Consider the following 13,375-nt stretch of genomic DNA (forward strand, 5'->3'; position numbering starts at 1 on the left):
CGGTGCCGGTCGCGTCCGCGCCCCCGACCAGCACGCGGCCGCCGGTCATCTCGATGCCGTCGGGCAGCACGCCCATCACGGCCAGGGAGGTCATCGACTTGCCCGAGCCGGACCCGCCGACCAGGCCGACGATCTCGCCGGGGCGCACGGTCAGGCTGACGTCGCGCAGCAGGGCGGCGCCGGTGCGGGTCACGCCGACGGACAGGCCGTCGAGCTCCAGGACGGGCGCGGTGCGCGCCCCGGTCGCGGTCGCGGTCGTCACCGGTCACCCCCCAGGTCGTCGCCGACGAAGTGCAGGCCCATGACCGTCAGGGCGATCAGCAGGCCGGGGAAGAACGCGGTCCACCACTGGCCGGTCAGGATGTTCTGCGCGCCCTCCGCCACCATGACGCCCCACTCGGGCGTCGGGGCGTGGATGCCGATGCCCAGGTACGCGAGGCCGGCGACGTTGAGGATGGAGTAGCCGCAGACGAGCGTGAACTGCACCGCGGCGGGCCGCAGCGAGTTCGGCAGCACGTGGCCGAACGCGATCCGCGCCCAGCCGGCCCCCGACACCCGGGCGCCGTCGACGTACTCGAGCTCGCGCTGCGCCAGCGCCTCGGCCCGCACCAGGCGGACGAACGGCGGCACCGCGGCCACGGCGAGCGCCAGGGCGAGCTTGGGCGTGGTCTCGCCGATCGCGAGCAGCAGCACCATCGCCAGCACGAAGCCGGGGAAGGACATCAGCACGTCGACGCAGCGCATGACCACGTCGTCGACCCGGCCGCCCAGGTAGCCGGACACCACGCCGAGCGCGGAGCCGATCACCATCGCCAGCAGCGCGATGCTGACGCCGAGCAGCAGGTCGAGGCGGATGGCGTGCACGGCCCGGGCGAACACGTCGCGGCCGTAGTAGTCGGTGCCGAACCAGTGCGCGGCCGACGGCGCCTGCAGCGCGGACGACGGCTCGACGGCCAGCGGGTCGGCGACCAGGAACGGGCCGACGACGCCGAGGACGACCAGGACCGCGAGGACGCCGAGGCCGGTCCAGAGGAACGGCCTGGGGCGGCGGGTGCGCGCGCGGGCGGTGTCGGCGGGTGCGGACCCAGAGGGGGTGGGCGGGGCGGGCAGGGCGACGGCGGTCATGCGCGGGCACCTCCGTGCCGGATGCGGGGGTCGATCAGGCCGTACGCCAGGTCGATGAGGACGTTGAGGGCGATGTAGACGATCCCGATGACGATCGCGTAGCCCTGCAGGATCTCCAGGTCGTTCGCCCGCACGGCGTCGTACGCGAGCCGCCCGGTGCCGGGCCAGGAGAACAGCTGCTCGACGATCACGTTGCCGCCGAGCAGGAAGCTGAACACCAGGCCCAGCGAGGTGAGGATCGGGAGCATCGCGTTGCGCATCTGGTCCCGCCGGAGCACGGTGCCCGGGGGGACGCCGAACGCGCGGGCGGTCCGGACGTACCCGGTGCCGGCGGTGGCGATCAGCGCGGAGCGGACCATCTTGACCACCGCCGCCGAGGCCCCGATCCCGAGGGTCAGCGCCGGGAGCACGAGGTAGCGGAGCGCCTGGCCCGCCGTCGCCGGGTCGCCCGCCAGCAGGGCGTCGAGCACGTACATGCCGGTGATCTCCGGCGGCGGGGTGGTGCCGACGGGCAGCCGGCCGATCGGGCCGGGCAGCAGGTGCCACAGGGAGAACAGCCCGTAGATCAGCAGCAGCCCGAGCCAGAACGGGGCCATCGACGACCCGAGGACGGCGTAGACCCGGGCGGCGGCGTCGGCGGGGCGCCCGCGCCGGGCGGCGGCGAGCACCCCCACCGGGACGCCGATCAGGAGGGCGACCACCAGGGCGGCCAGTGCCAGCTCGATGGTGGCGGGCAGCCGGGCGAACAGCTCGGTGCCGACGTCGCGCCCGGTGGACACCGCCTGGCCCAGGTCGCCCTGGGCCAGGCGGACGAGGTAGTCCCTCAGCTGCACGAGCAGCGGGTCGTCCAGGCCGTACGACGCGCGGAGCGCCGCGATGTCCTCGGCGGAGGCCTCCGGGCCGAGCCTGGCCGCCGCCGCGTCGCCCGGCAGGATGCGCGTGACGAGGAAGACGACCAGGACCAGCCCGAGGACCGTCAGCGCCGAGATGCCGAGCCGGCGCAGGACGTAGCGGGTCACCCTCGGCTCACTCCTTGGTCAGGTACTGGAGGCGGAGCTGCTCGGTGTTGTCCTTGGTCAGCCCGGACACGCCGTCCCGGACCACGAAGGTCCAGTTCGGGTTGTAGACCGGGATGAACGGCATGTCGTCGTAGATCACCTGCTGCGCCTCGGCCGAGATCTCCTCGCGGGTCGCCTCGTCGGCGGTCGCCGCGCCCTCCTGGAGCAGGGCGTCCAGGTCGGCGTTCGCGTACGAGGTGAAGTTGGTGCCCGCGGCCGACCCGGCCAGGTAGTACATCTGGTAGAACGGGTCGGCTCCCCAGCCCAGGAAGTTGTTCAGGTACATCGGCAGCGCCCGGGCGTTGGTCTGCGCGGTGAAGTCGGCGTCCGTCAGGGGCTTGAGGTCGATGTCGACCCCGATCTCCTTGAGGTTCGCCTGCACCAGCACCGCCGCAGCGGCCTCGACCGCGTTCGACTGCTTGAAGTAGAGGGTCGAGCTGAAGCCGTCCGCCAGCCCGGCCTCCGCGAGCAGGTCGCGCGCGGCGTCGAGGTCCTCCTCGAACGCCCCGGCCTCCTCGGAGTGGGTCTCCATCGTGGCCGGCACGACGCCGGTCGACTCGTTCGCGTAGCCGTACAGCACCTGGTCCACGAGGTCCTCGTACGGGACGGCCCTGGCGACGGCCTGGCGGACGAGCGGGTCGTCGAACGGCGCCTCGGTCGTGTTGAAGCCCAGGTACTCCAGGCGGTTCGAGGCCTCGGACACGACGGTCAGGCCGTCCTCGTCCTCCATCGCCTGCACCTGGTCGAGCGGGATGCCCTGCGCCAGGTCGATCTCGCCCGAGCGGAGCAGCAGCGCGCGCTGCGACGCGTCGGAGACGAACTGGATCGTCACGCCGGCGTTCGCGATCCGGTCCTGGTCGTAGTAGTGCTCGTTCGGCTCGAGGACCAGCTGCTGCGTCGGGTCGTAGGACGCCACCGTGTACGGGCCGGAGGAGTTCGCGTTCTCCCGGAAGTAGGCGCCCGCCCACGGGTCGTCGGCCGTCGCGTTCGCCTCGCCGGTGGCCTGCGAGAACACGCCGAGCGGCTGCATCGCCTCCATCTTGGTGAGCAGCGGGCTGGCGAACGTGCTGGTCACGACGACGGTGCTGTCGTCCGGAGCGGTGACGTCCTCCGGGGCGGCGACGCCGGCGAACGGCAGCAGCGCCTTCACGTAGCCCGGGCCGAGCAGGCTGCGCTGGTAGGACCAGACGACGTCCTGCGCGGTGAGCGGCGTGCCGTCGGCGAACGCCAGGCCGTCCCGCAGGTGGAACGTGGTGGTCAGGCCGTCCTCCGACACGTCCCAGGACTCCGCGAGGGCGCCCTCGAACTCGGTGGTGCCGGTGCGGACCAGGCCGTCGGTGTCGTAGGTCTGCTCGATCAGCTGCTCGACCAGCGAGCCGGTCGCCACCATCGCCGCCGGCGTGCGCCACGCCTGCGCGTCCAGCAGGTCGACGGAGCTGTCCAGGCTGATGACGAGCGGCTGCGCGCCGCCGGAGGTCGAGGTGCTGCCGTCTCCGGCGGTGTCGTCGCCGCCCGCACCGCACGCGGTGAGGGCGAGGGCCACGACGACCGCGGCGGAGGACGCCGCGGTCGCGCGGCGCCGGCGGGGGAGGGGTCGCTTCACGAGGGCTCCTAGCACGGTCGGGAGGGGCGGCCCCGCCCGGCACGACGACCGTCGGGGTCCGCGCCGTCGGGGAGCGGCGCGGGTGCCGCGCCACGGACAGCCTCGCCGCGGCCGGTGGGCCGGGACATCGGCGGCCGGGCCAAACCGCGCTGCCCGGGGTTGTCGTGACCCCCGAGCGCCCCCGTCCCCCGGTCCGGCCCGGCGACGAGGGTAGGCAGGCCCGTGTTTCGGGCCGGGGCCCGGGCGGAAACGCCCGTGTAACCGGTCGGCAGCGCCCGCGTCACGCCGGGCAGCCCCGGGCGGCCCCCGCACCGGCGCGGTGAGGTCGTCACAAGGCGGTGAGGTCGTCAGAAGGCGGTGAGGTCGTCACAACCCGGTGAGGTCGTCGCTCGCGAGCGACGACCTCACGCCGTCGTGACGACCTCACCCGTGGGGCCGGGGTGCCGCGCGGACCCGGGGTGGGAGGTGCCCGCTCCCAGCGGGCTCCCAGGTCCGGGTGCTGGGCTGGACGCGTGCTGCACGAGCCGATCCGACGACGGACCACCGCCCTGCCCGCCCCCGTCGAGGACGGTGGCACGCGCCGGCCGTGGCGCGTCCGGCGCGCGGGCCTGCTCGACGTCAACCCGCTCGCCCGGATGATCGCCGCGCACCGGCCGTTCGTCGACCTCGACGGCGACGGAGAGCCCGACCCAGGGCCGGACCCGGAGCAGGCGGGGCCAGCGACCCGGCTCATGCTGAGCCTCGGCGCGATGGAGCACGGCGAGGTGTGGCTCGCCGACGCGGACGACGCGACCGCCGGCGCGCCCGCCGGCGTGCCGACCGGCGCCCCCGCCGAGGTCGCCGCCGTCGCCGTCTGGCTCCCGCCCGACGCCGACCGCCTCGGCACCGACCTCCAGCGCGTCGTCACCCGCGAGCTCGGCGTCCGGCTCGACCCGCACCCCGAGCCGGCCCGCGCGCCGATGCGGGCCATCGCCGAGGCCACCGCCCGCACGCTCGCGCTCGTCCGGGAGTCGGGCGCGGAGCGCGTGCTCGTCCTGCTGGCCGACGACGGCCGCGCGGACGCGGGGGAGCGGGAGGCGCTGCTCGCCGACCTGCTGGCGCCCGTCGCGGTCGAGCAGGCGGCCCAGGGCCGGGACGTGCTGGCGGTGACCGTCGACCCCGCGCAGGTGGCGGACCTGCGCGCGCTCGGGTTCGCGGAGGTGGCGCGCACCCCGCTCGGGGCGGCGTCGCTCTGGCTCGGCGCGCTGCGGTCCGGTGCCCGGCGCGACGGCGCCCGGGCTCAGGCCGCGATCGCGACCGCGTAGCCCGCGGCGTCCTCCTCGAGGTCGCCGGTCTCGCCCTCGGCCACCGCCCGGCGGCCGAGCACGATCGTGTAGGTCCAGAACGCGGCGAGCGCGATCGCGCCGATGACGATCTTCAGCCACCACGGCAGCGTCGAGCCGGTCACGAAGCCCTCGACGACGCCGGACAGCAGCAGCGCCCCGGCCAGCCCGATCACCACGGTGATGAGCGCGCGGCCCTCCTCGGCCAGCGCGCGCGCCCGCGGCCGCCCCTGCGGGTCGACCCACGCCCAGAACAGCCGCAGCCCCGCGGCGCCGGCGACGAAGATCGAGGTCAGCTCGAGCAGGCCGTGCGGCGTGATGAGCTGGAAGAAGATGCCCAGGCTGTCGTGCGCGGCCATCATGCCGCCGGTCGCGCCGACGTTCACCGCGTTGTTCGCGAGCACGTACAGCGTGCCGATCCCGGAGATGCCGAGCGCCACGCAGAGCGCGGCGACCCAGGCGTTGTTCGTCCACACCACGGCGGCGAACCCCGCGCCGGGGTCGTAGTAGGACGCGAACGCCTCGTCCACGTACTGCTGCCGCTCGCTCGGCGTGCCCATCGCGGCGAGCGCGTCGGGGTTCGTCGCCACCCACCAGCCGGCGACGGTGGCGACGGCGACGCACGCGAGCATGACGCCGACCGTCCACCAGCGCAGCCGGTACAGCGCGGCCGGCAGCGATAGCACGACGAACCGGCGGACGTCCCGCCAGGCGGGCTCGTGCGTCCCCGCGATCCGGGACCGGGCGCGGGCCAGCAGCTGGGACAGCCGGGCGACCGCGTCCGGGTCGGGCGCCGAGGACCGGATGGTCGACAGGTCGGTCGCGGCGGCCTGGTAGAGCCGGACGAGCTCGTCCGCCTCGGCGCCGTCGAGGCCCCGCCGCCGGGACAGCTCGTCCAGGCGCGCCCAGGAGGGCTCGCGCACGGCGGAGAAGGCGTCCAGGTCCACGCCCGATACCCTGCCACACGAGGCCCGGTCCCGACCGGGTGACCTGGGGCGGGACGTCGGCGGAGGTGGGGCGTGCAGGACGAGGGCATCGTCATCGGCGAGGGCGTGCTGCTGGACGCGCGGCCGACGTCGTTCGCCAGCCGGCTCGCCGGCGCGGTGATCGACCTGATCGCGCTCGGCGTGGTGGCGATCGCCGTGGCCTGGGTGCTCACCCGGTTCGTGGTCGTGGCGCCGAGCCAGGACGTCCTGCAGATCACGTTCGTCGTGGTGATGGTGACGGTCCTGGTCGTCATCCCGACGACGGTCGACACGCTGACCCGCGGCCGGTCGCTCGGCAAGCTCGCCGTGGGGATCCGGGTGGTGCGCGACGACGGCGGCCCGATCCGGTTCCGCCAGGCGTTCGTCCGCGCCCTGGTCGGCATCCTCGAGCTGTGGCTGACCCTGGGCTCGGTCGCGCTCATCACCTCGCTGGTCAACCCGCAGGGCAAGCGGCTCGGCGACATCCTGGCCGGCACGTACGCCGTCCGGGTGCGCGGCCGCACCGAGAACCGGGCGGTCGTCGTCATGCCGCCGTTCCTCGCGCCCTGGGCGCAGCAGGCCGACGTGGCCCGGCTCCCCGACGGCCTCGCGCTGTCCGTCCGCCAGTTCCTCGGGCGCGCGCCCCGGCTGCACCCCGGCTCGCGGTACGCGCTCGGCCAGCAGCTGGCCGGCGAGGTCGCCCGGTACGTCGCCCCCGGGCCGCCCGCCGGGACCCACCCGGAGGCGTTCCTCGCCGCGGTGCTCGCGACCCGGCGGGACCGCGAGTACGACGCCGCCACGCGCGCGGCCCGGCGCTCGGCGACCGAGGCCGTGACGCTGCACCGGCTGCCGCACGGCGTGCCGGACCCCACCCGCTGAACCACGTCGTGGACGCCGCGGCGGCGGCCCCGGCACCCCTCGTACGGTGACGGCGCCGGGAGCAGCCGGCGCGGACACGACGAGGTGAGGCACGTGCAGGACCAGCTGGGAGCGGTGCTCGACCAGGTGCTGGCGCGGAACCCGGGGGAGCCCGAGTTCCACCAGGCGGTGCGGGAGGTGTTCGGCAGCCTGGGGCCCGTCCTGGCGCGGCACCCGCGGTACGTCGACGCGGCCGTGCTGGAGCGGCTCTGCGAGCCCGAGCGGCAGATCGTGTTCCGGGTGCCGTGGGTCGACGACGCCGGACGCGTGCAGATCAACCGCGGCTTCCGGGTGCAGTTCAGCACGACGCTCGGCCCGTCGAAGGGCGGCCTGCGGTTCCACCCGTCGGTGAACCTCGGCATCGTGAAGTTCCTCGGGTTCGAGCAGATCTTCAAGAACTCGCTCACCGGCATGCCGATCGGCGGCGGCAAGGGCGGCTCGGACTTCGACCCGCGCGGCCGCTCGGACGGCGAGGTCATGCGGTTCTGCCAGTCGTTCATGACGGAGCTGGCCCGGCACATCGGCGAGTACGTGGACGTGCCCGCCGGGGACATCGGCGTCGGCGGCCGGGAGATCGGCTACCTGTTCGGCCAGTACAAGCGCATGACCGGCCGGTACGAGTCGGGCGTGCTCACCGGCAAGGGCGTGACCTGGGGCGGCTCGCTGGTCCGCACCGAGGCCACGGGGTACGGGGCCGTGCTGTTCGCGCAGGAGATGCTCCGCGCGGCCAACCGGTCGCTGGACGGCCAGCGCGTGGTGGTGTCCGGCTCGGGGAACGTCGCGCTGTACGCGATCGAGAAGGCGCAGCAGCTCGGCGCTGACGTCGTCGCGTGCTCGGACTCGCGCGGCTACGTCGTCGACGACCGAGGTCTCGACCTGGCGCTGCTGCAGCAGGTGAAGACGGTCGAGCGCGGCTCGCTGGCGGACTACGCGGAGCGGCGCGGCGGGTCGGCGCGGTACGTGCCCGGCCGGCGGGTCTGGGAGGTCGGCGCGACGGTGGCGCTGCCGTGCGCGACGCAGAACGAGCTCGACGGCGACGACGCCCGCGCGCTGGTCGGCTCGGGGCTGGTGGCCGTCGCCGAGGGCGCGAACATGCCCACGACGCCCGACGCGGTCGCGGTGCTGCGCGAGGCCGGGGTGCTGTTCGGCCCGGGCAAGGCGGCCAACGCTGGCGGCGTGGCGACGTCCGCGCTGGAGATGCAGCAGAACGCGAGCCGCGACTCCTGGTCGTTCGAGTACACCGAGCAGCGGCTCGCGACGATCATGCGGGACATCCACGACCGCTGCGCCGCGACGGCGGACGAGTACGGCGCGCCGGGCGACTACGTCCTGGGCGCCAACGTGGCAGGGTTCCTCAAGGTCGCCGACGCGATGCTGGCGCTCGGCGTCGTCTGACGCCCGCGCCGCGCGCGCCGAGGTAGGACCGTTCCGCCGAGGTAGGACCGTTCCGCCGAGGTAGGACCGTCCTGGGTCCTATCTCGGCGCGCAGGTCCTATCTCGGCGAGCAGCGGCGCAGCGGAGCGCGGGCCGGTCAGTCCCTGGCGTACTCCGCGGGGGCGCCCGCCGGGTCGTCGACCAGGCGGTGCAGGAGGCGGAGCAGGTCGTCCTGCTCGTCCGGCGCGAGGCGCGCCAGCAGCTCCTCCGCGTGCCGGCGCCGCTCGGCGTCCGCCGCCGCGAGCACCGCGCGGCCTTCGTCCGTCACGGCCACGAGGGTCGCGCGGCGGTCGGTCGGGTCCGGCCGCCGCTCGACCAGGCCGGCGCGCTCCAGGTCGTCGACCAGCGAGGTGATCGACCGCGGCACCACGTCGAGCGCCGCGGCGAGCGCGGTCTGCCGCTGCGGCTCCTCGCGCGCCACGACCCGCAGCAGCCGGTGCCGGGACGGCGTGAGGTCCACGCGCTCCCGGACGTCGCGCCGCATGGTGTGCAGGGCCCGGCGGAGCAGCCAGAACAGCTCGTCGCCCGGGTTGCCCGGGGCGGGGTGGTGGTGCGCGGGGGCCGGGGTGACGGGCGTCATGCGTCCCAGGATAGCGAGTTCCGCACATAGAGAGGTACCCTCTCTATCGGAATCGTCCCCCTGGAGGCCCCATGTCCATGCACGGAGGAGGGGGCGGTGGACCGGCGATGTACCGGTCGTTCCGCCTCGACCCGTCCGTCGCCCGGCGTCGCATCACCCGCGACGTGCTGCGGCGCATCCTCGCCTTCGCCCGCCCCTACCGCGGGCTGCTCACCGTGTTCCTCGTCGTCGTCGCGCTCGACGCCGCGATCGGCGCGGTCACCCCGCTGCTGTTCCGGCAGATCATCGACCACGGCATCGCGCAGGGCCGCACCGGGCTGGTGCTCGGGCTCGCCGGCGTCGTGGCGCTGCTCGCGGTCGTCTCGGCCGGGCTGACGCTCGCGTCCCGCTGGTTCTCCGCGCGGATCGGCGAGGGCCTGATCCTCGACCTGCGCACGCAGGTGTTCGACCACGTCCAGCGGATGCCGCTGGCGTTCTTCTCCCGCACGCAGACCGGCGCGCTCGTGCAGCGGCTCAACGGCGACGTGCTCGGCGCGCAGCAGGCGTTCACCTCCACGCTGTCGAACGTCGTGTCCAACGTGCTGACCGTCGTGCTGGTCATCGCCGCGATGCTGTCGCTGTCCTGGCAGATCACCCTGCTCTCCCTGGTCCTGCTGCCCGCGTTCGTGCTGCCGGTGCGCGCGATGGGCCGTCGCCTCGCGGGCGTGACGCAGGAGTCGTACACCCTCAACGCCGCGATGGGCCAGACGATGACCGAGCGGTTCAACGTCGCCGGCGCGCAGCTGGTCAAGCTGTACGGCCGCCCCGAGGACGAGACCGCGGAGTTCGCCTCCCGCGCCGCCCGGGTGCGGGACATCGGCATCACGTCCGCGATGTACGCCGCGGTGTTCCGGATCGGGCTCACGCTGATCGCCGCCGTGGCCGTCGCGATCGTCTACGGGCTGGGCGGCGTGCTCGCGATCCGGGGCTCGCTGACGGTCGGCGTGGTCGTCGCGCTCACCTCGTACCTGACCCGGCTGTACGGCCCGATCACGTCGCTGTCGAACGTCCAGGTCGACGTCATGACGACGCTGGTCTCGTTCGAGCGGGTCATCGAGGTGCTCGACCTGAAGCCGACCGTGGCGGACGCGCCCGACGCGCGGCCGCTGCCCGCCGACGTCGCGAGCACCGCGAGCGTCGAGCTGGACGACGTGTCGTTCCGGTACCCGGCCGCCTCCGAGGTGTCGCTGGCGTCGCTGGAGTCCGTCGCCCGGCTGCAGACCGAGGTGCCGGGCACGACGCTCGAGCACGTCTCGTTCACGGTCCCGCACGGCCACCTGGTCGCGCTGGTCGGGCCGTCCGGCGCGGGCAAGACGACGATCTCCGCGCTGGTCGCGCGGCTGTACGACGTCACGTCCGGCACCGTCCGCGTCGCGGGCCAGGACGTCCGCGAGGTCACGCAGGAGAGCATGCGGGACGCGATCGGCATCGTGTCCCAGGACGCGCACCTGTTCCACGACACCATCCGCGCGAACCTGCTGTACGCCCGGCCCGGTGCGACCGACGCCGAGCTGGAGCAGGCGCTTCGGCGGGCGCAGATCCGGGACCTGGTGTCCCGGCTGCCGGACGGCGTCGACACCGTGGTGGGGGACCGGGGCTACCGGCTCAGTGGCGGCGAGCGCCAGCGGCTGGCCATCGCCCGGCTGCTGCTCAAGGCGCCGCCGATCGTGGTGCTCGACGAGGCGACCGCGCACCTGGACTCCGAGTCCGAGGCCGCGGTGCAGCGGGCGCTCGCGGAGGCGCTGGTCGGCCGGACGGCGCTGGTGATCGCCCACCGGCTGTCGACGATCCGCGAGGCGGACTCGATCGTCGTGCTCGACGGCGGGCGGGTCGCCGAGCAGGGCACGCACGCCGAGCTGCTGGCGGCGGGCGGGCTGTACGCGGAGCTGTACGAGACGCAGTACGCGACGGCGCGCTGAGGGCGGACGACCGGCCGGGTGCGGCGCCCCGGCCGGTCCCGCGCGTCAGATCAGGCCGAGGTGCCGCACGGCGTCCCGCTCCTCGGCGAGCTCCGCGACCGACGCGTCGATCCGGGCGCGCGAGAACGCGTCGATCTCCAGGTCGGGCACGATCCGCCACACCCCGTCGGCGGCGGTGACCGGGAACGAGCAGACCAGCCCCTCGGGCACCCCGTAGGACCCGTCCGACACCCGGCCGGCCGACGTCCAGTCGCCGGCCGGGGTGCCGCCGCGGCGCAGGTGGCCGTGGTCGATGATCGCGCTCACGGTCGACGCGACCGACGAGCCGCCGCGGGCGGCGATGATCGCGGCCCCGCGCTGGGCGACGGTGTCGATGAACGCGCCCTCGGCCCACTCCCGGTCGACGACCTCCAGCGCGGGACGCCCGGCGACCAGCGCGTGCCGCAGGTCGGGGTACTGGGTGCGCGAGTGGTTGCCCCACACGGTGACCCGGGTGATCTCCCGGGGGTTCACGCCGGTGCGCAGCGCGAGCTGGGCGAGCGCGCGGTTGTGGTCCAGCCGGGTCAGGGCGGTGAACCGGTCGCGCGGCACGTCCGGCGCGTGCGCCGCGGCGATCATCGCGTTGGTGTTCGCGGGGTTGCCGATCACCAGCACCCGGATGCCGTCCGCGGCGACGTCGTTGATCGCGGTGCCCTGCGCGCGGAAGATGCCGGCGTTGGCCTCCAGCAGGTCGGCCCGCTCCATGCCCGCGGTCCGCGGCTGCGCGCCGACCAGGACCGCGATGTCGGCGCCGTCGAACGCGGCGCGCGGGTCGGCGGTGACGTCCACGTCGACCAGCAGGGGCGAGGCGACGTCCTGCAGCTCCAGCGCCACGCCGTGCGCGGCGTGCAGCGCCTCCGGCCGCTCGAGCATCCGCACCCGGGCCGGCGTGTCCGGGCCGAGCAGCTCCCCGCTCGCGACCCGGAACATCAGCGAGTAGCCGATCTGGCCGGCGGCGCCGGACAGCGTGAGCGTGACGGCGGGACGGGGCACGGAGGACTCCTGGTGGGTCGGCGTCGGCGGTGGGGCCGTCGGCGCCAGGAGCGTCGGCGGCGACGGTCCGGTCGACGGTAGGCGGGGTCCCCGCGCAGTTCAAGGGCGGTACCGCCGTGTCGCGGGCCGCGTCAGGGCGCCGCGACCGCCACCGCGTGCTCGACGGCGTCGTCGGCGACGAACCGCACGAGGCGCTCGGCCTCCGGCAGCACCGCCCGGCGCTCCGCCGCGGTCCACCGCCGCAGCGGGGTGGCGGTCAGCGTCGCGCGCTCCCGGCGGGCCCGCGGCGCCCCGGCCGTGCGGGGGAGGCGCTCGCGCCGCACGGCCCAGGAGCCGGCCACCAGCCCGTCGAGGAGCACCGTCCCCGGCGGCATCCCGTTGCGGCTCGCCAGCGCGGGCCGGATCTCGGGCGGGATCACCCGGCTGCGGTCCTCGTGGCTCAGCAGCAGGTTCTCGAAGTCCGGGAGCAGCCGGACGGGGGCCGGGACGTCCTCGGGCGGGCGCGGGGCGTCGGGCAGGTCGAGCAGGACCCGCGGCCGGCCCGAGGGCGGGTCGACGTGCACGAGCTCGACGAGCTCCGGCCGCAGCCGGTCGACCGCCGGGCCCAGCCCGGTCAGGCCCGACCACTGCCGCACGTCGGCGGCGGTCGCGGGCCCGTAGGCGGCGAGGTAGCGCCGGACCAGGGCGGCGAGGGCGGCGTCGCGCTCCTCGTCCCCGAGCTCGGCGGCCGGCCCGTCGACGCCGAACCACGCCCACGCGGTCGTCCAGGTCGTCGGCATGCTGCGGCCCCAGACCCCGCGCGGGGTGACCTGCACCAGCGGCAGCAGCCCGCGCGCGCCCTGCGCGAGCGACCCGGGGTCGAGGCCCGGCCAGGTCGCCGCCAGCCGCGCCCCGAGGTCCCGCGCGGTGAGCGGCTCGTCGGCCAGGGCGTCGAGCGCGGCGGTGCGCAGGTCGTCCAGGTCGACCTGCCGCAGCGTCGGGGCCGCCGAGACGTTGGCGGTGAGGTGCCGCCGCAGCGTGGGCGCGAGCAGCGGCCACAGCGCCAGCGCGTCGTCGGCGGTCACGAGGTGCACGGTGTCCCGCAGCAGCGCCAGGCGGGCGACCCGGCGGTCGGTCATCGCGTCGGCCAGGTCGGCGTGCGCGAGGCCGGCGACCCGGGCGTGCAGCGCCAGGTAGGCCGACGACGGGTGCTGCGACTGCAGGGCCACCAGGTGCCGCACCACGTCGACCGCCGGGGCGTCCGTGCGGTCGAGCAGGTGCTGCCGCGCGAGCAGGGCTCGGCCGAGCCCGCGCGTGGTGATCGTGCCGCCGCCCGCGAGGTCCCCGTCGCCCGTCACGGTGCCGAGGCTACGCGCGCGCTCCGACACGTCGGATGGACGC

General features: G+C 75.3%; 12 protein-coding genes. 4 read left to right on the forward strand and 8 right to left on the reverse strand.

Features of this window, described 5'->3' with window-relative positions; translation table 11 throughout:
- The 4 genes from KVT14_RS10130 to KVT14_RS10145 all read right to left on the reverse strand — a co-directional run.
- On the reverse strand, positions 1-262 hold a 262-nt coding region (locus KVT14_RS10130; protein WP_308161006.1), incomplete at its 3' end, for an ATP-binding cassette domain-containing protein.
- Positions 259-1,125, reverse strand: a complete 867-nt coding sequence (locus tag KVT14_RS10135; protein ID WP_217615552.1) for an ABC transporter permease — start codon at positions 1,123-1,125, stop codon at positions 259-261. The genes KVT14_RS10135 and KVT14_RS10130, both read right to left, overlap by 4 nt.
- Positions 1,122-2,144: an ABC transporter permease gene (locus tag KVT14_RS10140; protein WP_217615553.1), complete on the reverse strand. Its 1,023-nt coding sequence runs from the start codon at positions 2,142-2,144 to the stop codon at positions 1,122-1,124. Before KVT14_RS10140 ends, KVT14_RS10135 begins: the two co-directional genes overlap by 4 nt.
- 7 nt (positions 2,145-2,151) lie before the next feature.
- A complete protein-coding gene (locus KVT14_RS10145) occupies positions 2,152-3,786 on the reverse strand; it encodes an ABC transporter substrate-binding protein (protein ID WP_217615554.1) in 1,635 nt (544 codons plus the stop codon).
- Between the two features lie 512 nt (positions 3,787-4,298).
- Here KVT14_RS10145 and KVT14_RS10150 point away from each other — a divergent pair.
- On the forward strand, positions 4,299-5,090 hold the full coding sequence (locus KVT14_RS10150; RefSeq protein WP_217615555.1) for a hypothetical protein: 792 nt from the start codon (positions 4,299-4,301) through the stop codon (positions 5,088-5,090).
- Here KVT14_RS10150 and KVT14_RS10155 read toward each other — a convergent pair.
- Positions 5,066-6,055: a stage II sporulation protein M gene (locus KVT14_RS10155; RefSeq protein WP_217615556.1), complete on the reverse strand. Its 990-nt coding sequence runs from the start codon at positions 6,053-6,055 to the stop codon at positions 5,066-5,068. The genes KVT14_RS10150 and KVT14_RS10155 overlap by 25 nt on opposite strands.
- Before the next feature lie 72 nt (positions 6,056-6,127).
- On the opposite strand from KVT14_RS10155, the gene KVT14_RS10160 reads away from it, so the two are divergent.
- Together KVT14_RS10160 and gdhA are read left to right on the forward strand one after the other, a co-directional pair.
- Positions 6,128-6,952: an RDD family protein gene (locus KVT14_RS10160; RefSeq protein ID WP_217615557.1), complete on the forward strand. Its 825-nt coding sequence runs from the start codon at positions 6,128-6,130 to the stop codon at positions 6,950-6,952.
- Positions 6,953-7,045: 93 nt separating this feature from the next.
- Complete coding sequence (gene gdhA / locus KVT14_RS10165) at positions 7,046-8,386, forward strand: NADP-specific glutamate dehydrogenase (protein WP_217615558.1); 1,341 nt, start codon at positions 7,046-7,048, stop codon at positions 8,384-8,386.
- Between the two features lie 136 nt (positions 8,387-8,522).
- On the opposite strand, the gene KVT14_RS10170 is transcribed toward gdhA, so the two are convergent.
- Positions 8,523-9,005 carry a MarR family winged helix-turn-helix transcriptional regulator gene (locus tag KVT14_RS10170; RefSeq protein ID WP_217615559.1) on the reverse strand — a complete coding sequence of 161 codons (483 nt, stop codon included), beginning with the start codon at positions 9,003-9,005 and terminating at the stop codon, positions 8,523-8,525.
- A gap of 71 nt (positions 9,006-9,076) precedes the next feature.
- Here KVT14_RS10170 and KVT14_RS10175 point away from each other — a divergent pair, with 71 nt between their 5' ends.
- Positions 9,077-10,963, forward strand: a complete 1,887-nt coding sequence (locus KVT14_RS10175; protein ID WP_217615560.1) for an ABC transporter ATP-binding protein — start codon at positions 9,077-9,079, stop codon at positions 10,961-10,963.
- A gap of 45 nt (positions 10,964-11,008) precedes the next feature.
- Here KVT14_RS10175 and KVT14_RS10180 read toward each other — a convergent pair whose 3' ends face one another.
- Both KVT14_RS10180 and KVT14_RS10185 read right to left on the reverse strand, forming a co-directional pair.
- Positions 11,009-11,995, reverse strand: a complete 987-nt coding sequence (locus KVT14_RS10180) for a malate dehydrogenase (RefSeq protein WP_217615561.1) — start codon at positions 11,993-11,995, stop codon at positions 11,009-11,011.
- A 131-nt stretch (positions 11,996-12,126) separates the two neighbouring features.
- Positions 12,127-13,332, reverse strand: coding sequence for a winged helix DNA-binding domain-containing protein (locus tag KVT14_RS10185; protein WP_308161007.1), 1,206 nt, complete (start codon positions 13,330-13,332; stop codon positions 12,127-12,129).
- Between the last annotated feature and the right edge of the window lie 43 nt (positions 13,333-13,375).

The sequence above is a fragment of the Cellulomonas sp. GbtcB1 genome, assembly GCF_019091725.1.
In the GTDB taxonomy this organism is placed as follows: Bacteria; Actinomycetota; Actinomycetes; order Actinomycetales; family Cellulomonadaceae; genus Cellulomonas.

Excerpts from the sequence above, each read along its gene's own strand:
- KVT14_RS10170 (WP_217615559.1), bottom strand. The coding sequence starts at position 9,005 with ATGACGCCCGTCACCCCGGCCCCCGCGCACCACCACCCCGCCCCGGGC.
- KVT14_RS10175 (WP_217615560.1), top strand. The coding sequence starts at position 9,077 with ATGTCCATGCACGGAGGAGGGGGCGGTGGACCGGCGATGTACCGGTCG.
- KVT14_RS10135 (WP_217615552.1), bottom strand. The coding sequence starts at position 1,125 with ATGACCGCCGTCGCCCTGCCCGCCCCGCCCACCCCCTCTGGGTCCGCA.